The 20,900-nt window shown below is 72.9% G+C and carries 17 protein-coding genes; 10 read left to right on the forward strand and 7 right to left on the reverse strand.

From position 1 onward, the window contains the following. The first annotated feature begins 22 nt into the window (after positions 1-22). The 4 genes from ABT034_RS25415 to ABT034_RS25430 all read left to right on the forward strand — a co-directional run bounded on the left by ABT034_RS25415 (position 23) and on the right by ABT034_RS25430 (position 4,155). The gene (locus ABT034_RS25415) at positions 23-1,237 is read left to right on the forward strand and encodes an amidohydrolase family protein (protein WP_351218989.1); all 1,215 of its coding nucleotides are present in this window, start codon (positions 23-25) and stop codon (positions 1,235-1,237) included. Then, positions 1,237-2,373, forward strand: a complete 1,137-nt coding sequence (locus ABT034_RS25420) for an acyl-CoA dehydrogenase family protein (protein ID WP_351218991.1) — start codon at positions 1,237-1,239, stop codon at positions 2,371-2,373. The genes ABT034_RS25415 and ABT034_RS25420 overlap by 1 nt, the downstream gene beginning before the upstream one ends. 8 nt (positions 2,374-2,381) lie before the next feature. Continuing rightward, a complete protein-coding gene (locus tag ABT034_RS25425; RefSeq protein WP_351219103.1) occupies positions 2,382-3,254 on the forward strand; it encodes an acyl-CoA dehydrogenase family protein in 873 nt (290 codons plus the stop codon). Between the two features lie 352 nt (positions 3,255-3,606). Continuing rightward, a complete protein-coding gene (locus tag ABT034_RS25430; RefSeq protein ID WP_351218993.1) occupies positions 3,607-4,155 on the forward strand; it encodes an ATP-binding protein in 549 nt (182 codons plus the stop codon). 171 nt (positions 4,156-4,326) lie between these two features. Here ABT034_RS25430 and ABT034_RS25435 read toward each other — a convergent pair whose 3' ends face one another. Continuing rightward, positions 4,327-5,253, reverse strand: coding sequence for a cyclase family protein (locus ABT034_RS25435; protein ID WP_351218995.1), 927 nt, complete (start codon positions 5,251-5,253; stop codon positions 4,327-4,329). A 101-nt stretch (positions 5,254-5,354) separates the two neighbouring features. Here ABT034_RS25435 and ABT034_RS25440 point away from each other — a divergent pair, with 101 nt between their 5' ends. The 3 genes from ABT034_RS25440 to ABT034_RS25450 are packed head-to-tail and all read left to right on the forward strand — an operon-like array spanning position 5,355 to position 8,688. Then, positions 5,355-6,335 carry an SDR family NAD(P)-dependent oxidoreductase gene (locus ABT034_RS25440; protein ID WP_351218997.1) on the forward strand — a complete coding sequence of 327 codons (981 nt, stop codon included), beginning with the start codon at positions 5,355-5,357 and terminating at the stop codon, positions 6,333-6,335. Continuing rightward, on the forward strand, positions 6,332-7,381 hold the full coding sequence (locus ABT034_RS25445) for a Zn-dependent alcohol dehydrogenase (RefSeq protein WP_351218999.1): 1,050 nt from the start codon (positions 6,332-6,334) through the stop codon (positions 7,379-7,381). Before ABT034_RS25440 ends, ABT034_RS25445 begins: the two co-directional genes overlap by 4 nt. Before the next feature lie 56 nt (positions 7,382-7,437). Further along, a complete protein-coding gene (locus ABT034_RS25450) occupies positions 7,438-8,688 on the forward strand; it encodes an MFS transporter (RefSeq protein WP_351219001.1) in 1,251 nt (416 codons plus the stop codon). On the opposite strand, the gene ABT034_RS25455 is transcribed toward ABT034_RS25450, so the two are convergent. Next, a complete protein-coding gene (locus ABT034_RS25455) occupies positions 8,643-9,644 on the reverse strand; it encodes a GlxA family transcriptional regulator (protein WP_351219003.1) in 1,002 nt (333 codons plus the stop codon). The genes ABT034_RS25450 and ABT034_RS25455 overlap by 46 nt on opposite strands. Positions 9,645-9,701: 57 nt before the next feature. On the opposite strand from ABT034_RS25455, the gene ABT034_RS25460 reads away from it, so the two are divergent. The 3 genes from ABT034_RS25460 to ABT034_RS25470 all read left to right on the forward strand — a co-directional run bounded on the left by ABT034_RS25460 (position 9,702) and on the right by ABT034_RS25470 (position 12,863). Then, on the forward strand, positions 9,702-10,967 hold the full coding sequence (locus ABT034_RS25460; protein WP_502973053.1) for an MFS transporter: 1,266 nt from the start codon (positions 9,702-9,704) through the stop codon (positions 10,965-10,967). A 90-nt stretch (positions 10,968-11,057) separates the two neighbouring features. Then, a complete protein-coding gene (locus ABT034_RS25465; protein WP_351219005.1) occupies positions 11,058-12,410 on the forward strand; it encodes an MFS transporter in 1,353 nt (450 codons plus the stop codon). A gap of 6 nt (positions 12,411-12,416) precedes the next feature. Beyond that, on the forward strand, positions 12,417-12,863 hold the full coding sequence (locus tag ABT034_RS25470) for a hypothetical protein (protein ID WP_351219007.1): 447 nt from the start codon (positions 12,417-12,419) through the stop codon (positions 12,861-12,863). Positions 12,864-12,915: 52 nt separating this feature from the next. Here the strand turns inward: ABT034_RS25470 and ABT034_RS25475 are convergent, their stop codons facing one another. From ABT034_RS25475 to ABT034_RS25495, 5 genes are all read right to left on the reverse strand, one after another. Next, positions 12,916-13,497, reverse strand: a complete 582-nt coding sequence (locus tag ABT034_RS25475) for a flavin reductase family protein (protein ID WP_351219107.1) — start codon at positions 13,495-13,497, stop codon at positions 12,916-12,918. 107 nt (positions 13,498-13,604) lie between these two features. Next, positions 13,605-17,150, reverse strand: a complete 3,546-nt coding sequence (locus ABT034_RS25480) for a hypothetical protein (RefSeq protein ID WP_351219009.1) — start codon at positions 17,148-17,150, stop codon at positions 13,605-13,607. Between the two features lie 177 nt (positions 17,151-17,327). Beyond that, on the reverse strand, positions 17,328-18,047 hold the full coding sequence (locus tag ABT034_RS25485; RefSeq protein ID WP_502973054.1) for an enoyl-CoA hydratase/isomerase family protein: 720 nt from the start codon (positions 18,045-18,047) through the stop codon (positions 17,328-17,330). A gap of 75 nt (positions 18,048-18,122) precedes the next feature. After that, positions 18,123-20,345, reverse strand: coding sequence for an acetate--CoA ligase family protein (locus ABT034_RS25490; protein WP_351219013.1), 2,223 nt, complete (start codon positions 20,343-20,345; stop codon positions 18,123-18,125). Between the two features lie 101 nt (positions 20,346-20,446). Continuing rightward, positions 20,447-20,785: a winged helix-turn-helix transcriptional regulator gene (locus ABT034_RS25495; protein ID WP_351219015.1), complete on the reverse strand. Its 339-nt coding sequence runs from the start codon at positions 20,783-20,785 to the stop codon at positions 20,447-20,449. Positions 20,786-20,900: the final 115 nt, after the last annotated feature.

The raw sequence follows: 20,900 nt of genomic DNA on the forward strand, positions 1-20,900 counted from the left end.
ATCAGAAAATGGAGAACGCTCCATGACGGAACTGCCCCGCATCATCAGCGTCGACGACCACGTGATCGAGCCGGCCCACCTCTTCGAGACCTGGCTCCCGAAGAAGTACCGCGACCGCGGCCCCCGGCCCCTCACGGCCGGTATCGGCGAGCTCGCGTACGTCGCCGGCAAGTACCAGATCACGATGGACCCCGAAGGGCCGCCGACGGACTGGTGGATCTACGAGGACCTCAAGTTCCCGTACAAGCGGAACATCGCCGCCGTCGGCTTCGACCGCGACGACATGACCCTGGAGGGGATCACCAGGGAGGAGATGCGGCGCGGCTGCTGGGACCCGGTCGCCCGCCTCAAGGACATGGACCTCAACCACGTCGAGGCCTCCCTCTGCTTCCCCACCTTCCCCCGCTTCTGCGGCCAGACCTTCGCCGAGGCCCACGACAAGGAGGTCGCCCTCGCCTGCGTCCGCGCCTACAACGACTGGATGGTCGAGGAGTGGTGCGGCGGCAGCGGCGGCCGGCTCATCCCGCTCTGCATCATCCCGCTGTGGGACATCGACCTCGCCGTGGCCGAGATCCGGCGCAACGCCGCCCGGGGCGTCAAGGCCGTCACCTTCTCCGAGATCCCCACCCACCTCGGACTCCCCTCGATCCACTCCGGCTACTGGGATCCCTTCTTCGCCGTCTGCCAGGAGACCGGAACGGTGGTGAACATGCATATTGGATCCAGTAGCCAAATGCCGGCGGCCTCCCCCGACGCCCCGCCCGCCGTCCAGGCCTCCCTCAGCTTCAACAACGCCATGGCCTCGATGATGGACTTCCTCTTCTCCGGCGTCCTCGTCAAGTTCCCGACGCTCAAGCTCGCCTACAGCGAAGGCCAGATGGGCTGGATCCCGTACGCCCTCGAACGCGCCGACGACGTCTGGGAGGAGCACCGCGCCTGGGGCGGCGTCCGCGACCTGATCCCCGAGCCCCCGTCCACGTACTACTACCGGCAGATCTTCTGCTGCTTCTTCCGCGACAAGCACGGCATCGCCTCCCTGGACGTCGTGGGGAGGGACAACGCCACCTTCGAGACCGACTACCCGCACGTCGACTCGACCTTCCCGCACACCAAGGAGGTCGCCCTCGACCACGTCCAGGGCCTCGACGACGAGACCGTCTACAAGCTGATGCGGGGCAACGCCATCCGCATGCTCGATCTCGACTTCGACCGAGGCATCGGCCCGGGCCTCGTCTGATGGAGCTGACCTGCACCGACGAGGAGGAGGAATTCCGCGCCCGGCTGCGGGAATGGCTCACCGCGACCCTGCCCGGCCTCCCGCCGAAACCCGACCCGCTCGACTGGCCCGCCCGCCGCGCGTACGACTGCGGCTGGCAGCGCAGGCTGTACGACGCCGGGTACGCCGACACCCACTGGGACGCGTCCCCCACCCAGCGGCTGATCTTCCTGGAGGAGACCGAACGCGCCGGCGCGCCCTACGTCGGCGCCAACTTCGTCGGCCTCCTCCACGCGGGACCGACCATCGCCGCCGAGGGCACGGCCGAACAGCGCGCGCGGTGGCTGCCGCCGATCCTGCGCGGCGACGAGGTCTGGTGCCAGGGCTTCAGCGAACCCGACGCGGGCTCCGACCTGGCGTCGCTGCGGACGAGGGCGGTACGGGACGGGGACGCGTACGTCGTCACCGGCTCCAAGATCTGGACCTCGCACGCCGAGGTCGCCGACTGGTGCGAGCTGCTGGTACGGACGGACCCGGCGGCGGCCTCCAAGCACCGGGGCATCAGCTGGCTCGCCCTGCCCATGGACGCGCCGGGCATCACCGTACGGCCGCTGCGCACCCTCGCGGGATCGGCGGAGTTCGCCGAGGTCTTCCTCGACGAGGTGCGCGTGCCCGTCGAGAACCGCGTCGGCGAGGAGAACGACGGCTGGCGCGTCACCATGGTGACCCTCTCCTTCGAACGCGGCACCGCCTTCGTCGGCGAAGTCGTCGCCTGCCGCCGCCTCCTCGGCGAACTCGCCCGTACGGCCCGGAAGAACGGCACCTGGGACGACGCCGTCCTGCGGCGGCGGCTCGGCAGGCTCTCCGCCGAGTTCCAGGCGCTCTGGCGGCTCGTCCAGGCCAACGTCAGCGAGGCGCAGGCCACCGGCGGAGTGCCCGGCGCGGGCGGCTCCGTCTTCAAGCTGCACTACTCCCACGCCCGCCAGGAGCTGTACGAGGCCGCCGCCGCCGTCCTCGGCCCCGACGCGCTCGACCTGGACCGCGACTGGACCCTGGACCGGCTCTCCTCGCTCTCGTACACGATCGCGGCCGGCACCTCCCAGATCCAGCGCAACATCGTCGCCGAGCGCATCCTCGGCCTGCCGAAGGGCCGGTGACCCCCGCCGTGGACTTCCGACTCACCGAGGACCAGCGGGACCTGCGCCGGGGTGTACGCGAACTCCTCGCGCGGCTCTTCGACCGGGAGGCGCTGCGGGCGGCCGTCGACGCGGGCGGGCGGCTCGACCGGGAGCTGTGGCGGGAGCTCGGCGCCGCCGGGCTCTTCGCGCTGCGGCTGCCGGAGGAGGAGGGCGGGGTGGGGCTCGGGCTGCCGGAGGCGGTGCTCGTGTTCGAGGAGGTGGGGAGGACGCTGGTGCCGGGGCCGCTTGTCGCGACGCATGTGGCGGCGGGGAGTGTGCCGGGTGCGGCGGAGGGGGCGGTCGTGGTGACCGACGCCTCGGAGGGGCTTGTTCCTTGGCTGGACGAGGCCGACGTGGTCCTCGGTGACGTTTCGGGCGCCGTACCGATGCGATCGGTGGATCCGCTGACGCCCCTGCATCGGGTGCGGGGGCTCGGGGGCGCCGACGGCGCGGGGGGTGACGCGGCCGTGCTGCTCACCGCTGCCGAGCAGGTCGGGAGTGCGGGGCGGACCACTGGGGCGGCCGTCGCCTACGCGCGGGAGCGGGAGCAGTTCGGGGAGGTCATCGGGGGGTTCCAGGCGGTGAAGCATCTCTGTGCCGGAATGCTCGTGCGGGCCGAGCTCGCCCGGGCCGCCGTCCGGGCCGCCTCCCTCACCGCCGACCCCGTCGAGATCGCCGGGGCCAAGCTGCTCGCCGACGAGGCCGCGATCGGGAACGCCCGTGACTGCCTCCAGGTGTACGGCGGCATGGGCTTCACCTGGGAGGCGGACGTCCATCTGCATCTGAAACGGGCCTGGGTACGGGCGGAGCTGAGGCTTCCCGCCGCGCGGGCCGAGGAGACGGTGGCCGCCGCCCTGTAGCGTTCCGCGCCGGACAGGTCACGGAACGTCGATATCGGGTTGTGTCCTTCGGCGGGGTCGTCACGGCCCGGAGTCGGCCTCCGGCTCCGGTACGCTCCGTGGGATGCGAGTGCTCGTTGGCCCGGATCGTCCCGGTGTCGCCCCCGAGGTGACCCCGGCTCCGGGAATGCCCGCCGCTCGCACCCGGCGTTCGACTACCCGCAGAGTGCGTCGCACAGTATGGACCACGCGTACTCCTTCGCGCTGGAATATGCCCGAAGCGCTTGTTGCGGTGACTGTACGTCAACCATGCTGTCCCGTAAGGGAATCACGTTCCGTGAAGGTGTGTCCGCCGGTTCGGATGGTGTGAGCGGTGCAGGTGCTTCAGGTGCAGTTGGAGGTCGGGCCGGACCCGGCAGAGGTGGGACGAGCCCGGAGGTGGGCCCGGTCACGGCTCGCCGGCTCGGGCATAGGCGATGACGAGCCGCTGGCCGAGACGCTGGTGTTGCTCATCTCCGAGCTGGTGACCAACGCCGTGGTGCACACCGGCTGCCCGGCGGTGCTGCGGATGCTGTTCGCGGCGGAGGGCGGGGTGCGGGTGGAGGTGGCCGACGCGAGCGACTGCCCGCCGCGGCCCCGGCACGCGGAGGGCGAGGACACCAACGGGCGCGGCCTGGAGCTGGTGGACGGCCTCGCGGACCGGTGGGGCTGGCAGCCCGAGGGGGTGGGCAAGAGCATCTGGTGCGAGGTGGACCGGGCTTCGGCCCCTGTGTGCTCCTCGGCCCCCTTGCCTTCCGCTCCTTCCGCTCATTCCCCGACCCCCGTGCCCGCGCCGGTCCCCGTGCCCGCGCCGGTCCCCGGGGCGACGGTGACTCAGGGACCTCCGGGGGCCTCCGTGTCACCCGGCCGGGTGCCCTGTTGACGTTTCGTGGCGTTTTGCCCACCCTGGGGTGAGCGATTCGTGGCGAGGGGAGCCGAGGGCCGTGTGCCCTCGGCGTGTGCGGGTCGTGGCTGGGTGGCGGCGGCCGTGCCGTGCTCGGGGCGCGCGCGAGCGCGCCGCCGCCCGTAAGTCCTCGGGGGATCGCGATGGTCCTCAGAGGATCGCGACCGGCGCCACCGGTGTCCCGGTCGCGCCGACGAACGGCTCGGGCATCGCGGAGAGCAGGAACGCGTACCGGCGCTCTTGTGCACAGGCTGTGGACAGAGTTTCGAGATTCCAGTTCTGTCCCTGGAGCATCCCCATCTCGACCAGGTCGAGGGCGTGCACGGGCAGCCACAGGTCCTCGATCTCCGGCGGGAAGATCTCGAAGGTGAGCGTGTCGTTGGCGACGGCCGCGACGTCGTGGGCGTGGAACCACTCCGGCGTCCGGACCGAGAGCCCGGGGGACGGGAAGGCGTACCCGTGCCGGTCGCCCGCCAGGTACGACTGCATCTGACCCGTCCGTACGAGCACGATGTCGCCGGACCGGACGGTGACCCCGCCGAAGTCGGCCGCCTCGTCCAGGTCTTCCGGGGTGACCGCGTGGTCGCCGGGCAGCCGGTCCAGGCCCTTCGCGGCGGCCACGTCCAGGAGGACCCCGCGGCTCACGAGGTGCCGGGCGGTGTGGATGCCGCTGAACTCGGAGCGGCCGTGCGGGGTGATGGAGGCGGCGGGGCGGCCGTTGTAGATGCGGCCCGAGTGCGAGGCGTGGGTCAGGGCGTCCCAGTGGGTGCCGGCCTGGAGGCCGAGGGTCACGGCATCGTCGCTGGTGGCGACCGTGCCGGGGCCGAAGAGCTCCTGGTTGATCTGGACCATGACGTGGAGCGGGTTGACCCGGCCGGGGATCATGCCGGTCTGTACGCCGTCCTGCTTGAGGTCGACGGCGAGCGGGATCCGGAGGCCGGTGCGGACGGTGGTGACGGCCTCCCGTACGACCTCGTCGGTGACGAGGTTGAGCGTGCCGATCTCGTCGTCCTGGCCCCAGCGGCCCCAGTTGCTGACGCGCTTGGCGATCTCGTGGAATGCGGCGGGCAGAGACATCGGGGCCTCCGGGGTCTTGTGGACCGGTATCTGACGGACCGTAGAATCCTGACGACGAACGAATCTAACGGACCGTCAGAAAATGCGGGAAGGGGCCGGGCGTGGGGAACTTCTTGGCTGACAAGGTCGTCGCCGTGACGGGCGCGGGGCGGGGCATCGGCCGCGCCGTCGCCCTCGCGTGCGCGGCGGAGGGCGCGAAGGTCGTCGTCAACGACTACGGGGTGTCGATCGAGGGCGGGGAACCGACCTCCGAGATCGCGCTCGCCGTGGTCAAGGAGATCGAGGCAGCGGGGGGTACGGCCGTCGCCGTCGCCGACGACATCTCGACGATGGCGGGCGGGCAGCGGGTCGTCGACGTCGCGTTCGCGGAGTACGGGCGGATCGACGGGGTCGTGTGCGTCGCCGGGATCCTGCGCGAACGGATGCTCTTCAACATGTCCGAGGAGGAGTGGGACCCCGTCGTCGCGACCCATCTGAAAGGCACGTTCACCGTCTTCCGGGCGGCGTCGGCGGTGATGCGGCGGCAGGGCGCCGGGACGCTCATCGGCTTCACGAGCGGCAACCACCAGGGGTCGGTGGCCCAGGCCAACTACTCCGCCGCGAAGGGCGGGATCATCTCGCTGGTACGGAGCGCGGCGCTCGGGCTGCACAAGTACGGGGTGACGGCGAACGCGGTGGCGCCGGTCGCGCGGACCCGGATGTCCGCGAACGTACCCATGGAGCTGGCGGAGATCGGCGAACCCGAGGACGTGGCGGCGCTCGTCGTCTACCTGCTCTCCGAGCGGGCCCGGGAGGAGAAGATCACCGGGCAGGTGTACACGATCGCGGGACCCAAGATCGCGGTGTGGGCGCAGCCGAGGGAACTGCGGGCGGGGTACGCGGAGGGCGGCGCGTGGACACCGGAACGGATCGCGGACTTCCTGCCGGGGACGGTGGGGGTGGATCCGATGCCGATGCTGGCGCGGCTGGAGGAGATGGCCCGGGCGGCGGCCGAGGGCGCCCGGCCGAACGCGGCCGAGGGCGCTCGCCCCAACGTGGCCGAGGGCGCCCGCCCGAACGCGGGCGAGGAGAGCGGCTCATGAGGGGCGTGGTGTTCGACGGGAAGCAGGTCCAGGTCGTCGACGATCTGGAGGTGCGGCCCCCCGGCCCCGGCGAGGTGCTCGTCGCCGTCGCCGCCGCCGGCCTCTGCCACAGCGATCTGTCCGTCGTCGACGGCACCATCCCCTTCCCCCCGCCCGTCGTCCTCGGCCACGAGGGCGCCGGCGTCGTCGAGGCGGTCGGCCCCGGCGTCAGCCACGTCGGCCCCGGCGACCACGTCGCCCTCTCCACCCTCGCGAACTGCGGCGCCTGCGCCGACTGCGACCGGGGGCGGCCCACGATGTGCCGGAAGGCGATCGGGATGCCCGGGCAGCCGTTCTCGCGCGGCGGGCGGCCGCTCTACCAGTTCGCCTCCAACTCCTCCTTCGCCGAGTGGACCGTCGTCAAGGCCGTGCAGGCCGTGAAGATCCCCCCGGACATCCCGCTCACCTCCGCCGCCCTCATGGGCTGCGGCGTCCTCACCGGCGTCGGAGCCGTACTCAACCGCGCCAAGGTCGGCCGGGGCGAGACCGTCGTCGTCATCGGCACCGGCGGCATCGGCCTCAACGTGCTCCAGGGCGCCCGGATCGCCGGCGCCCTGACGATCGTGGCCGTCGACACCAACCCGGAGAAGGAGGAGACGGCCCGGCGGTTCGGCGCCACGCACTTCCTCGCCTCCGCCGACGGCGTCCGGGACATCCTGCCCACCGGCGCCGACCACGTCTTCGAGTGCGTCGGCCACACCGGCCTCGTCCGTACCGCGATCGACCTGCTCGACCGGCACGGCCAGGCGATCCTGCTCGGCATGACCGCCCCGAAGGCGGAGGCGAGCTTCCCGCCGGCCGCGATGTTCCTGGACAAGTCGATCCTCGGCTGCCGTTACGGCTCCTCCCGGCCCCAGCGGGACATCCCCCTCTACGCCGAGCTGTACCGCTCGGGCCGGCTCCTCCTCGACGAGCTCGTCACCACCACCTACCCCGTGGAGGAGTTCGCGCGGGCCGTGGAGGACGCCGAGCGGGGGAAGGTGGCCCGGGGCGTCCTCACTTTCTGACCGCTCCCGGCGAAACCTGCTGGGCTCCAGGGGCGTTCGGCCGTACGGTCCTGTGCATGTCCTACCGCGAGCTCGCCACCCGCCCCGTCCTCGCCTGGTCCGTCGTCACCGTCGCCGGCCGGCTGCCGGTCGCGATGGCGCCGCTCGCGCTCGTGTTCCTCGTACGGGAGCGGCCCGGCGGCTACTCGCTCGGGGCCGCGCTCGCCGCCGCGTACGTGCTCGGCGAGATCATCGCCTCCCCCGTCCTCGGCCTGCGCATGAACGCCGAGCGGGCCCGGCCGCACCTCGTCGCCGGACTCGCGGCGGGGACGGCCGGGTTCGCCGGGCTCGGACTCCTGCCCGACGCCCATCCCGTCGTCCTCGCTGCCCTCGCGCTGCTCGCAGGCGCCGGGCCCGCCGCCGTGCCCGGCGGGCTGCGCGCCCTGCTCACCAGCCTCGTCCCGGAACGGTCCGTCACCCAGGCGATGAGCATGGAGTCGGTGCTGACCTTCGGGATCTGGGCCGCCGCGCCCGCCCTCGCCACCAGCCTGGCGCTCGGCGTCGGCCCCGCCGTACCGCTGCTCCTCCAGGGCGCCTTGATGGGGCTCTCGGTGGCCGGGATGTGGCTGCTGCCGGTCGGCTGGGCGGCCGAGCCGCCCGAGAAGGGCGTCTCGGTGCGGCGGGAGCTGCTGCGGGCCTGGCCCGTGTACGTCCTCGGGGCCGGCGCCCTGACGCTGCTCGCGCTCGCCGAGCTGATCCTGCCCGCCCTCCTCGAACAGCGCGGGATCGGCATCGGCTGGGCCGGACCGCTGCTCGCCGGGTTCTCGATCGGTTCGGCCGTCGGCGCGTTCCTGTACGGCCTGCGGGGCAGCGGCTGGCCGGGGCCGCTGCCGGTGCAGTCCGTCGTCCTGGTGCTCGGCGTGACCGCCGGGGTCGCCCTCGTCGCCGTCCTGCCCTGGACGGTGGGCATCGCCCTCACCCTCGCCGCGTCCGGGCTCCTCATGGCTCCTGCCATGCTCACCCGGAACCTGGCGCTGCGGGAGATCCTCCCGCCGTCCGCGCTCGCCGCCGGGTACTCGGTCATGTACGCGGCGGTCGGCGCGGGTTACGCGGCGAGCGGCACCCTCGCGGGCGGGCTGCTCAAGGTGGTCGCCCCGTCGACGGCGATCCTGTGCGGGGTCGGCCTCACCGTGCTCCTGACGGCGGTCGGCGCGGTGGGGGAGCGGCGGATGGCCCGCGCCCGCGCCAACGACGCCGCCACCGCCGCCGCCTCCGACACGGGTCAGGACGTGGACGAGGCCGCGCCGGTGCGGAACGTGCGCCGGTAGGACGTCGGGGTCACCCCGATCGCGCTCATCAGGTGCGTCCGCAGCGACTGCGCCGTGCCGAAGCCCGCGTCCCGCGCGACCCGGTCGACGGGCAGGCCGGTGGATTCGAGCAGGTGCCGGGCGCGCTCGACGCGCTGCTGGGTGAGCCACTGGCCGGGGCTGACGCCGACCTCGTCGCGGAAGCGGCGGGTGAACGTCCGTACGCTCATCGCCTCCTGCCCGGCCAGGTCCCGCAGCTGGATCGGCTCGTGGAGGTGGGCGAGCGCCCACGCGCGCGCGGTGGTCGTGGTGTGGGTGCCGGCCTCCGGCAGGGGCCGCTCGATGTACTGGGCCTGGCCGCCGTCCCGGTGCGGCGGTACGACGGTCCTGCGGGCCACGTCGTTGGCGACGGCCGTGCCGTGGTCGCGGCGCACGATGTGCAGGCACAGGTCGATCCCGGCGGCCACGCCCGCCGAGGTGAGGACGTCGCCGTCGTCGACGAACAGGACGTCCGCGTCGACCCGTACGCGCGGGAAGAGGCGCTGGAAGTGCTCGGCGGAGGACCAGTGGGTGGTGGCCGGGCGCCCGTCGAGGAGACCGGCGGCGGCGAGCACGTACCCGCCGGTGCAGATGGAGACGAGCCGCGTCCCTGGCCGTATGTGGGCGAGGGCGGCCGCCAGCTCCTCGGTGAGCCTGCCCTCGTCGTAGACGGGGCCGAGTTCGTACGAGGCGGGCACGACGACCGTGTCGGCGGTGGCCAGCGCCTCCGGGCCGTGCTCGACGTGGATGGAGAAGTCGGCGTCGGTCCGGACGGGCCCGGCGACCGGGGCGCAGGTGACGATCTCGTACAGCAGCCGGCCCCCGGCGTCGCGGGCGCGGCCGAAGATGCGGTGCGGGATGCCCAGCTCGAAGGGGAGGAGACCGGGCAGCGCGAGAACGACGACGCGGTGCGGTGGGGGCGGCGGCGACGGCGGCACGGGCGGTGATCCTCCGGAAATTCACTGGTGGTCCAGACCACGCGGGTGGTAGTCCAGCTGTCCGTGACGGACAACAACACGTACAAGTCTGAGGCCGCCGAACGGATTCCCGCCCCACCGGAGCCGCCCGCCCCGCCCGCCCTCTGGAACCGTGACTTCCGGCTGTTCTTCGTCGCCCGGGGCGTCGCCGTCTTCGGCGAGGGCATGGTCCCCGTCGCCTTCGCCGCCGGACTCCTCGGCGCCGGCCACCCCGGCTCCACCGTCGGCTACGCGCTCGGCGGCTGGACGGCCGCGTTCGCGCTCTTCGTGCTCTTCGGCGGTGTCCTCGCCGACCGGTTCACCGCCCGCCGCATGATGATCCTCGCCGATCTGCTCCGCCTGCCGGGAGCCGCCGTCCTCGCCGTCTCCTTCACCCTCGGCAGCCCGCCGCTGTGGGCGGTGTACGCCCTCTCCGTCGCCGCCGGCATGGGCGCCGCCCTCTTCCAGCCGGGCGTCGCCTCCACCATCCCGCGCATCGCCCCCGACGTGCAGCGCGCCAACGCCGTCCTGCGGGTCGTCGAAGCCCTCATGACCATGGCGGGCCCGGCCGCCGCCGGACTGCTCGTCGCCGTGTGGAACGCGGGCGCCGCCTTCGCCGTCAACGGCGTGACGTTCGCGGTCAGCGCGCTCTGCCTCGCCCTCATGCGCGTCCCGCCCCTCCCGTCCGACTCCCTGCGCCGCGACTCCCTCGGCAGCGAACTCGTGGGCGGCTGGCGCGAGTTCCGATCGAGGAGCTGGCTCTGGGGGGTCATCTCCATCTGGACGGTGTACGGGCTGACCGTCGCGGGGCCCATGGTGCCGCTCACCGCGAGCCTGGTCACCGCGGACCACGGCTCGGCGACGTACGGCGTGCTCATGGCCGTCAACGGCGCCGGCAGCGCCGTCGGCGGCCTGCTCGCGCTCCGGCTGCGCCCGCGCGCACCGCTCGCGGCCGGCGCGGTGGCGCTCCTCGGCCTCCCCGTGAACCTCGCCCTGCTCGGTCTCGGCGCGCCCGTGGCGCTGCTCGGCGCGGGCCAGTTCATCGGCGGGGCGGCCTTCGCGTTCTGGCTGGTGATGTGGTCGACGGCCGTCCAGACGCACGTACCGCAGGAGGCCTTGAACCGGATGCACGCGTACGACGTGGCCGGCTCGCTCCTGATGATGGGCGTGGGCCGCACCCTGTCGGGGCCGGTGGCGGTGGCGGTCGGCACGGAGGAGGTGCTGCTCGCGGGGGCGGGGGCCGCGGTGCTCGTGGTGGGGGCGTTGCTGGTGGTACGCCCGATCAGGACGCTGCCGAGGGTGTAGACCGTCGGTCGGCCATGGTGTCCCGATCCTTTGCAAAGCTGTCATTCGGGCCAATGGCGGGGGCGCGGCGGGGACGGGAGGCTCGGTGGCATGGCCCAGACAACCGAGACGCCCGACCGTACGCCCGACGGCGAGGCCCCCCGTACGCCCGAGGACAAAGCCCCCCGCGCCCCCAGCACCCTCCGCACCCCCCGGATCCACCGCGCCTGGTTCGTCGCGGCGGTCACCTTCGTCACGATCATCGGCGCGGCGGCCTTCGCGTCCCTGCCGGGCCTGCTGATCGAGCCGCTGCACGCCGAGTTCGACTGGTCGCGGGGCACGATCGGCTTCGCCGTCTCGGTGAACCTGGCCCTGTACGGCCTGACGGCCCCCTTCGCCGCCGCCCTCATGGACCGCTTCGGCATCCGCCGGGTCGTCGCCGTCGCGCTGACGATCATCTCCGTCGGCTCGCTGCTCACGGTGTGGATGACGGCCGCCTGGCAGCTGGTCCTGTACTGGGGTGTCCTCGTCGGCCTGGGCAGCGGCTCGATGGCCCTCGCGTTCGCCGCGACCGTCACCAACCGCTGGTTCGTCGGCCGCCGGGGTCTGGTGACCGGCATCCTCACGGCGGCGGGCGCCTCCGGGCAGCTGGTCTTCCTCCCGCTCCTGTCCTGGCTGGTCGAGAACCAGGGCTGGCGCCCGGCCGCCGTGACCGTGGCGCTCGCCGCGCTCGCGGTCGTCCCCTTCGTATGGCTGCTGCTCCGCGACCACCCGGCGGACATCGGACTCGCCCCGTACGGCGGGGAGTACGCCGAGAAGCCCGCCCCGGTGACGGGCGCGGCCCGCCGCGCGGTCACCGTCCTCTTCAAGGCGGCCCGCACCGGCCCGTTCTGGCTGCTCGCCGGCTCCTTCGCGATCTGCGGGGCCTCCACGAACGGCCTGGTCAAGACGCACTTCGTGCCCGCGGCCCACGACCACGGCATGCCGCTCACGGCGGCGGCCGGACTCCTCGCGGTGATCGGCGTCTTCGACGTCGTCGGCACGATCGCCTCCGGCTGGTTCACGGACCGCTTCGAGGCCCGCCGCCTGCTCGCCGTCTACTACGCGCTCCGCGGCATCTCGCTCCTCTTCCTGCCGATACTGCTGGCCCCCACGGTCCACCCGCCGATGCTGTTCTTCATCGTCTTCTACGGCCTGGACTGGGTGGCCACGGTCCCGCCGACGATCGCCCTCTGCCGCGAGCACTACGGCGAGGACTCGGCGATCGTCTTCGGCTGGGTCCTCGCCTCGCACCAGATCGGCGCGGCGGTCGTCGCGTTCGCGGGCGGGGTGGCCCGCGACGTCTTCGGCTCGTACGACGTCGTCTGGTACGCGTCGGGCGCGCTGTGCGCGGCGGCGGCCCTGATGGCGCTGGTCATCCGACGCAGACCGCATGATGGTGTGGATAGTCGACAAAGGAGGTGATCGCACGTGGGTGATGTGGACGGCGGCCGGACGGTGGGCCGGATGGTGCGGGTGTCGGTACTGGTGCTGCTGGTCGAGGCGGCCCTGACGACGGTGGTGAGGACGGCCCTGGCCGAACCCGGTGAAGGACCCGCGGGTCTCCTCGCGATGTCGACGTCGATGCCGATGTGGCTGCTGGGCCTGGTGGCGGCGGCCGTGCTCCTCGTGCTCCCCGTCGTGTGGCTGAGCGAGGAGCTGGAGCGCCGCCTCGGCGGGCGCGCGGACATCTGGGTGCCGGTCGTGGCGGCGGCGGGCGCCATGGTGCCGGTCCTGTCCCGCACCCTCTCGGCGGGCGCGGGACCGACGGGCACGCCCGGGGAATGGCTGACCGCGGCGGCGGCCCTGACGGCGGCGGGACTGATCACCCGCCGCTCCGGCCGACGCGGCTTCCGGAGGAAGACACCGGCACGATGATCGCCGGGGGCTGATCGCGTGAGCGGCCCTGACACGGGGCGGACGCACGCCCCTACCCGCTGAACCGCCCGAACCGCCCCCGGTGGAACAGCAGCGGGTCCCCCTCCTCCGTCGCGCCCAGGGACTCCACCCGGCCGACCACGATCAGGTGGTCGCCCCCCGTGTGGACCGTGGTGATCGCGCAGTCGATCCAGGCGGGGGCGCCGGGCAGGCGGGGGGAGCCGGTGGAGGGGGACGGGAGCCAGTCCACGCCCGCGAACTTGTCGGCGCCGCTCACCGCGAACGAGCGGCAGAGGCCGCCCTGGTCGGCGCCGAGGACGTTGACGCAGAAGGTCCCGGTCGCCGCGATCCGGGGCCAGGTCGTGGACGTACGGGCGACCATGAAGGCGACCAGGGGCGGGTCGAGGGAGAGCGAGGCGAAGGACTGGCAGGCGAAGCCCGCCGGGCCTTCGGCGTCGAGGGCCGTCACGATCGTGACCCCGCTCGCGAAGTGGCCGAGGACGCGGCGGAACTCGGCCGGGTCGACGGGCGGCCGCTCGTCCTCCCGTACCGCGCGCAGGGCCGGCCGGGGCAGTGGTTCCACGGCCGTCGGCGAACCGGCCGCTCTCAGGTGTCGGACGGCGGTGGCCGCCATCCCCGCGTGTCCCATCACCCAGTCATTGAAACTGACGAGCCGTCAGATAGGAAGCCCCCGGGGGCGACGGACGACCGTCGCCCCCGGGGGCCGTGGAGCAGGGTGGGTCAGCCGGCGACCGTCCCCGTGGGGCGCGTCCACGCGGCACCGGCGTAGTGGCCGGTCCGGTAGGCCGTCACCTTCACGGTGATCCGCGTCCCGCGCTGCGCCGCCGTCGGCGTGAACCAGCCCTTGGTGGCCCCGCTGATCACCCGCCCGTTCGCGTACCACTGGTAGGCGTACGAGGTCGGCGCCGGCGTCCACGTCCCCCGGTTCAGGGTGAGCGTCCGCCCGACCCTGACCGTGCCGGTGACGTACGGCGCGCCGGTCGCCTTCGGCGCGAGGCCGGCCGCGACCGTGACCCCGGCCGACGTCGCCGCGCCGCTGAGGTGCCCGGTGCGGTGCGCGGTGACCGTCACGCTGAGCTTCTTGCCGAGGACGGAGGCGGCGGGCACGTACGAGGACGCCGTCGCCCCGTAGATCGCCACGCCGTTGGCCCGCCACTGGTAGGTGTACGAGGTCGGCGCGGGCGACCAGGCCCCGACCACGGCCGTCACCTTGCTGCCGACCCGGGCGGCGCCGTAGACGTACGGCGCCCTGGTGGCCTTGGGCGCGACGCCCTTGACGACCACGGCGCTGCTCGCCGCGGTGACGACGGGATGCCCGGCCTTGCGGGCGGTCACGGCCAGGGACAACTGCTTGCCGAAGAGCGTCGACGGCAGGGTGTACGTGGAGGCCGTGGCCCCCGCGATGGCGACACCGTTGGCCCGCCACTGGTACGCGAGCGAGTCCACCGGCAGCGACCACGTGCCGACCTTCGCCGTGACCTTGCCGCCGATGACGGGGGTGCCGGTGATGCCGGGGGTGGCGGTGTTGCGGAGCGGGGCGACGACGGTGAACGTGCCCTTGGCGTACTCCCAGCCGTTGTGCGTGAATACGCTCAGGCCGCGCGCGCCGAGGCTCACACCCGTCAGATCGAGGGCCGCCGTCAGGCTGCGCCGGTCCGGCGCGACCGACACCGTCGTGGACCGGCGCCACCTGCCGTCCGTCCCGAGGACCGCCACCTGGTCGTTCTCGTGGAGCGCGGTGCCGGTGAGGGTGACAGTGATCTTTCCCGCGCCACCCGTGGTGGGGCCCACGGTGCCGATGGTCGGCTTGTCCGTGCCGCAGATCGTGTCGGCGCACGTGAACGAGGCCCGCACGGCCGTGGTCGCCCCGGCGGGCTGCACGGGGACGGTGAGGAGCAGCGTCGTCGGAGTGGCCACCCGGGGAGACTCCCTCGTGACGGAGCAGGAGTACTTCTCGCCCTCGTCGGTGTACGACCCGTGGCAGAGGTTCGGCGAGCCCGACTGCCGGTAGAGCCAGGGCGTCGGGGACTGCGCGAAGGAGCCCGTCGGCGTGAACGTCAGGTCGAAGCTGTCGCCCGAGGCGGTGGGCAACACCGCGCAGATCGCGGTGCGGTCCTCGCTCAGGGTGCCGACGAGCGGGCCGAAGCCGTAGCTGACGTTCGGGACCTTGACGCACTCGGGCGCGGGCCCGGCCGCCGTACCGATGCGCAGGGCGTCGAGGCGGTAGGAGGGTGCGGCCGTCGTGCTCTGAGGGGCCTCGAAGAGGACCTGGTAGCGGGTGGAGCCGCTGGGGGAGCAGCCTTCCGAGTAGGAGCCGCAGACGAACGCGCCGTTCGCGTCGTACGCCTCGAACCGTGCGTCGCCCTGCGCGTCGCGGATGTTGAGATGCAGGGTGTCCCCGGCGCCCGCCGTGGACACCTGATGGCACAGGAGGGTCCCAGGCGGGGCCGTGACCCCGCTGATCGACGGGCCGCCGACGGCCTTGGCCGGGCTCGGGACACAGCCGCGCGCGGTGGCGGTGACGTCGCGGCGGGACAGGGTGTGGGTGGCGCCCCAGGAGACGCCGGAGAGAAGGACCGTATGGGCGAGCCCCGGCGTGAGGTCGCACGAGATCCGTCCGGCCGACTCCATGGAGCAGACCCGCTGCCCGGTCGAGTCGAAGACCGACATGGTCTTCGACCAGCCGGAGCCGTCGAACGCGAAGATCTCGCCGGTGGTGTGGTCGTCAGCGGGGACGGAGAGACACTGGGCGAAGCCCTCCTCCCCGATCGTGACCCGTGCCCGAGGACTGTCAGCCGTGAAGTCGCCCGCCGGGAGCACGGGACAGGCGCTCTCGGCGTCGGTGCGGTGGAAGGCGACGTGGTAGGTGCCCGTCATGGTCGGCGAGCCGATGAGGGTGCCGTACATGGTGACCAGAGCACGGTACGGAGCGGGGCCGGTCAGCTCGCACACTCCCGCTTCCACGGATTCCGAGCCGCATACGTCCTTGCCGGTCGCGTCGACGACCGTCACCTCGGGAGACGGCGCGGGGCGGCCGTACGACCGCAGAGCGGCCAGGTGTGCGCCTTCGGGCAGCGGCAGCGTCAGACAGTCGATCTCGCCGACCGCGTCGAACGTGCCCTCCGTGGTCCCGCCGAGGGTGGCGGTGGTGCAGCCGGCGCCGGACGAACGGTCGAAGATCACGACCGGCTTCTCCGTGACGACGGTATAGCGGGTGCCGGCCGTGAGGGAACAGGTCTCCGACCAGGCCTGGCAGACGGTGCTGCCGTCCGGCCGGTACACGGCGAGCCGCTGTGCCCAGGAGTCGCCGACGCCGAGGACGTTGTGCGGGGCCGTGGCGGTGGGGGTGAAGGTGGCGCACGCCGTTCCCGGCGACGTGCCGGGAACGGAACCGAAGTCGTGGACCGCCAGCGTGGCGCACCCGACGGGGTCGGAGAGCCGGCGGATCTTCTGCGTGTACGTGACGGGGAAGACGCCGCTGTCGCTCCCCACCGTGGTCAGAACCCGGTAGGGCCCGTGGCCGGGGAGCACGCAGCCGGTGCTGTCGTCCGAGTTGAACCGGGGGCAGATCCGCTCCCCGGTCTCGTCGGTGATCCACGAACCCGCCCGGCCGCCTTCGGCCTTGGTCTCGACAGTGATCCGCTCGCCCGGCTGCCCGGCGAAGCTCTGGCAGAGGACGGCGAGCGGGCTGACCGCCCGGCCGGTCACGGGCTCCGCGTCGTATCGGGTGCTCACCTCGGTGCCGCACGCCTCGGTCGGCGCGAGGGGCACGACGGCGAACGCGGCGGACACCTGGGACGAGCCGTTGTTGGTGACCCGCAGCGTGTGGGCACCTGCCCGGGTCGGGCGGCACCAGTCGCGCCTGTAGGTGGCGGGATCGAAGCAGTCCAGTTCGGTGTCGGCGTCGTAGAGCTCAAGGCCCACGCCGGAGCCCTGGAGACTGAGCTGGTGCGGGCCCGGCTTCTCCACGGTGATCGTGAAGCAGGCGGCCTCGCCCGGCGCCAAGGTCGCGTGGCCGATCGCGTCGCCCGGGTCGCCGAACGGGGCGAGCGGCAGGGCGGGGCAGGGGCCGGCGGTGGGTTCCGTCGGGTCCGGTGACGGCTCGACCGTCGGCGTCGGTGTCGGGCCCGTCGTGGACGGTTCGGGCGCGGGAGTCGTCGGCTCCGGTTCCGGCGCGGGTGCCGCGCTCGCCGTCGGCGGCGGTGCCGGCGTCGCCGCAAGGGCCGTGCCCGTCGGGAGCAGAGGGCCCAGGAGGGCCGTCAACAAGGCCGGGACGAGCAGAAGGGATCTACGGGATCTTCCGGATCTGTGGGATCTTCCAGAACCTTCGGATCTATCGCGCGAGCGCGCGGAGTTGGGCATCCGTTCCCCCCGGAGCGGCAGTGTGTGCATATGTGCGACACACCATAAGGCCCAGGTAAGACAGCTCTTCCCCCTACCCCCTCACCGCCCCTCGAACCCAGCCTCCCGCCGCTCCACGAAGCTCGCCACCCCCTCCCGCGCGTCCCTCGTCGCCATGTTCAGCTCCTGCGCCGCCGCCTCCGCCGCGAAGGCCGTCGCGCGGTCCACGTCCAGGGACGCGTTCACCAGCTGCTTGGTGAGGGCCAGGGCGCGCGTGGGGCCCCGGGCCAGGCGTTCGGCCCACTCCCGGGCCGTCTTCTCCAGCTCCTCCGCCGGGACGACCCGGTTCACCAGGCCCAGCTCCCGCGCCTCCGCCGCCGCCACCGCGTCCCCGAAGAACATCAGCTCCTTCGCCCGCTGCGGCCCGATCAGCCTCGGCAGCAGATACGCCCCACCCCCGTCCGGGACGAGCCCCCGCCGTACGAACACCTCGATGAAGCGCGCCGAATCCGCCGCGAGCACCAGGTCGCACGCGAAGGCGAGGTGCGCCCCGATCCCCGCCGCCGTACCGTTCACCGCCGCGATCACCGGCTTCTCGCAGTCCAGTACGGCCCCGATGAACCGCTGCGCCCCGAGCCGGATCATCCGGGCCACGCCCCCCGCGACCTGCTCCGCGACAGCCGGGCCGCCCCGCAGGTCCGCGCCCGCGCAGAAGCCCCGGCCCGTGGCGGTGACGACCACCGCCCGGACGTCCGGGTCGGCCGACGCCTCCGCGAGCAGGGCGATGATCCGCTCCCGCTGCTCCCAGGTGACCGCGTTCATCGCCTCGGGGCGGTTGAGCGTGATCCACGAGACGCCGTTCTCGACGGCGTGCAGGACCTCGTCCACAAAGTCCTCCTATCGGCAGACCGCGAGCGCGTCCAGGGCCACCGCGCCCTGCCCGCGCGGCAGCACCATCAACGGGTTGATGTCCAGCTCCGCGAGGTCCCCGTCGAGTTCGAGGGCCATCCGCTGCACCCGGAGCACCACCTCGACGAGCGCGTCGACGTCGGCCGGCGCGGCTCCCCGTACCCCGTCGAGGAGCGCCCGGCCCCGCAGCTCGGCCAGCATCGAGCGGGCCTCCCGCTCACCGAACGGCGGCACGCGTACGGCCGTGTCGTTGAGGACCTCCACCAGGACCCCGCCGAGCCCGACCGTCACCGTCGGACCGAAGAGGTCGTCGCGGGTCACGCCCACCACCATCTCGACCCCGCGCCCCACCATCTGGCAGACCAGGATGCCGTCGAGGTCGATCGACTCGAAGCGGGCGATGTCGGTGAGTTCGCGGTAGGCGTCCCGCACCTGGCTGGCCGAGGTCAGGCCGACCTTGACGAGCCCCAGTTCGGTCTTGTGGGCGAGCTGGGTGCCCGACGCCTTCATCACCACCGGGTAGCCGACGAGCCCGGCGGCCCGCACGGCCGCCGCCGCGCTCGTGACGAGCTGCTCGCGCGGCACCCGTATCCCGTACGCCCGCAGCAGCTGCTTCGCCGCGTGCTCGCTGAGCCGCCGGCCGGGCCGCATGAGGGCCTGGGCCTTGCGGAGGGACGGGGAGGGGGTGCGGGGCGCCTCGTCGAAGGGGGAGCGGTAGCCGGTGGTGAAGCGGTGGTGGTCGAGGTAGGCCTTCACGGCCCCGATGCAGTTGGAGAACGTACGGAAGGTGGCGAGGCGCGAGGAGCCGAGGAGGGTCGTGCGGTACGCGTCCTCCGTACCGACCGGCGAACCCCAGATCACGCACACCAGCTTGTCCGTCGCCTCGGCGGCGTCGGCGAGGTCCTGGGCGAGCCTGTCGCTCATGGGCGGGAACGGGCCGGTGATCGGACAGATCAGGACGCCGACGGAGGGGTCCGCGAGGATCGCGTCGATGATCTTCCGGCCGCGCCAGTCGCCGACCGGGTGCCCGCCGTTGTCGACGGGGTTGGCGACGTTCAGGTACTCCGGTATCCACTGGTGCAGCTCGTCCTGCTTGGCCTGCGGGAGGGTCGGGAGTTCGAGTCCCGCCGCCGTGGCCAGGTCGGCGAAGTGGGCACCCGTACCGCCGGAGATCGAGTAGACGACGACCCCGTCCGCGACCGGCCGGCGCGCGCGGGCGAGGAGCGTCGCCGTGTCCTGGAGCTGGTCGAGCCCGTCGACGCGGATCACCCCGAACTGGCGCATGGCCGCGTCGACGACCTGGTCGGCGCCGGTGAGCTTGCCGGTGTGGGAGGCGGCGGTACGGGCCCCGGTCTCCGTGCGGCCGACCTTCACGGCGACGACGGGGACGCCGTTGCGGGCGGCGCGGTCGGCGGCGAGGAGGAAGGAACGGCCGTCCTTGAGCCCTTCGACGTAACAGGCGATGGCACCGACCTCGGGCCGTCCGGCGAAGTACGAGAGGAAGTCGGCGGTCTCCAGATCGGCCTCGTTGCCGGTGGGCGCCCAGTGGGAGAGGCGGACGCCCAGCTCCTGGAGGGTGAAGACGGGCCGCCCCTGGTGCCCGGACTGGGTGATGAGCGCGACGGCGGGGCCGTCGAGGTCCTCGCGGAATCGCTCGAAGGCGTTGAGGTTGGTGTTGGGGCCGAGGAGCCGGAGCCCCGAGCGGCGTACGGCGGCGGCGAGACGTTCCTGCGCGGCGGCCCCGGCCTCCCCGGTCTCGGCGAATCCGGAGGCGAACGCGACCGCGAACCTGACCTTGGTTGCGGCGAGTTCCTCGATGACGGGCAGCGGGTCCGCGACGAGCAGCACGGCGAGGTCGACGGGCTCGGTGAGGGCGCCGACCGAGGGCACGCAGTCGATTCCGAACACGCTGGTACGGGTCGGGTGGACCGGATGGATCCGCGCCCCGACCCGCTCGGCCCAGGCGAGCAGCTGCCGGGTGATCCCGGTGTTGGGCCGGCCCTCGGTGTCGGAGGCGCCGACGACGGCGACGGACTCGGGCCGGAAGAACCGGTCCAGGTCCGGTACGGGGGCGTGCAGCGGGCGCCCGCTGACGTCCAGGTCGCCGGCGACGGCGGTGACGCCGTGCACGGCGGACAGGGGAGGCTCCCCGCAGGCGACCACGCGGGCGCGGAGACCGGTGGTGAAGGTGCCGTGAGTCGATCCGAGCATCGTTCCGCTCCACCCTTCCGCCCATGACAACAGAGCTGACGCTCAGTCAGATTAGCGAACTGACGGCCAGTCAGGAATGGGTGTGCGCGGACGGACCTGCCTCACGTCCCCTGGGGAATGGCCTCGATGCGCTCCATGTGCTCCTCGCCCCACTCGCCGAGCGGCCCGAGCGCGGTGTTGAGGGAACGGCCGAACTCCGTGAGCGAGTACTCCACCTTCGGCGGGACCTGGTGGTACACCTCCCGGTGGACGAGCCCGGCGGCCTCCATCTCCCGGAGCTGGAGGATCAGCATCCGCTCGCTGATCCCGGCCACCGCCCGCCGCAACTCCCCGAAACGCAGCGGCCCCTCGTCGAGAGAGAACAGGATCAGCCCCTTCCACTTGCCGCCCATCACGGCGACGGCGGCGTCGAGACCGCAGGTGTAGCGGGGTTTGGTCATGGCCGGACCTCCTGACAAAAGTGTGAGTACCCCACAAAAATGTAGGTACTTGAGGGAATGTGTGTGGCGTCCCAGTATGGAGCTCCGGGACAGATCACGGACGGACTGGAGCGAT

The sequence above is a fragment of the Streptomyces sp. NPDC002773 genome, assembly GCF_040295605.1.
Classification (GTDB): Bacteria; Actinomycetota; Actinomycetes; order Streptomycetales; family Streptomycetaceae; genus Streptomyces.

What these genes read in the sequence shown, in the direction of transcription:
- ABT034_RS25420 (WP_351218991.1), top strand. Translation starts at nt 1,237, where the DNA reads ATGGAGCTGACCTGCACCGACGAGGAGGAGGAATTCCGCGCCCGGCTG.
- ABT034_RS25485 (WP_502973054.1), bottom strand. Translation starts at nt 18,047, where the DNA reads ATGAACGCGGTCACCTGGGAGCAGCGGGAGCGGATCATCGCCCTGCTC.
- ABT034_RS25450 (WP_351219001.1), top strand. Translation starts at nt 7,438, where the DNA reads ATGTCCTACCGCGAGCTCGCCACCCGCCCCGTCCTCGCCTGGTCCGTC.
- ABT034_RS25415 (WP_351218989.1), top strand. Translation starts at nt 23, where the DNA reads ATGACGGAACTGCCCCGCATCATCAGCGTCGACGACCACGTGATCGAG.
- ABT034_RS25495 (WP_351219015.1), bottom strand. Translation starts at nt 20,785, where the DNA reads ATGACCAAACCCCGCTACACCTGCGGTCTCGACGCCGCCGTCGCCGTG.
- ABT034_RS25475 (WP_351219107.1), bottom strand. Translation starts at nt 13,497, where the DNA reads ATGGCGGCCACCGCCGTCCGACACCTGAGAGCGGCCGGTTCGCCGACG.
- ABT034_RS25465 (WP_351219005.1), top strand. Translation starts at nt 11,058, where the DNA reads ATGGCCCAGACAACCGAGACGCCCGACCGTACGCCCGACGGCGAGGCC.
- ABT034_RS25445 (WP_351218999.1), top strand. Translation starts at nt 6,332, where the DNA reads ATGAGGGGCGTGGTGTTCGACGGGAAGCAGGTCCAGGTCGTCGACGAT.
- ABT034_RS25435 (WP_351218995.1), bottom strand. Translation starts at nt 5,253, where the DNA reads ATGTCTCTGCCCGCCGCATTCCACGAGATCGCCAAGCGCGTCAGCAAC.
- ABT034_RS25490 (WP_351219013.1), bottom strand. Translation starts at nt 20,345, where the DNA reads ATGCTCGGATCGACTCACGGCACCTTCACCACCGGTCTCCGCGCCCGC.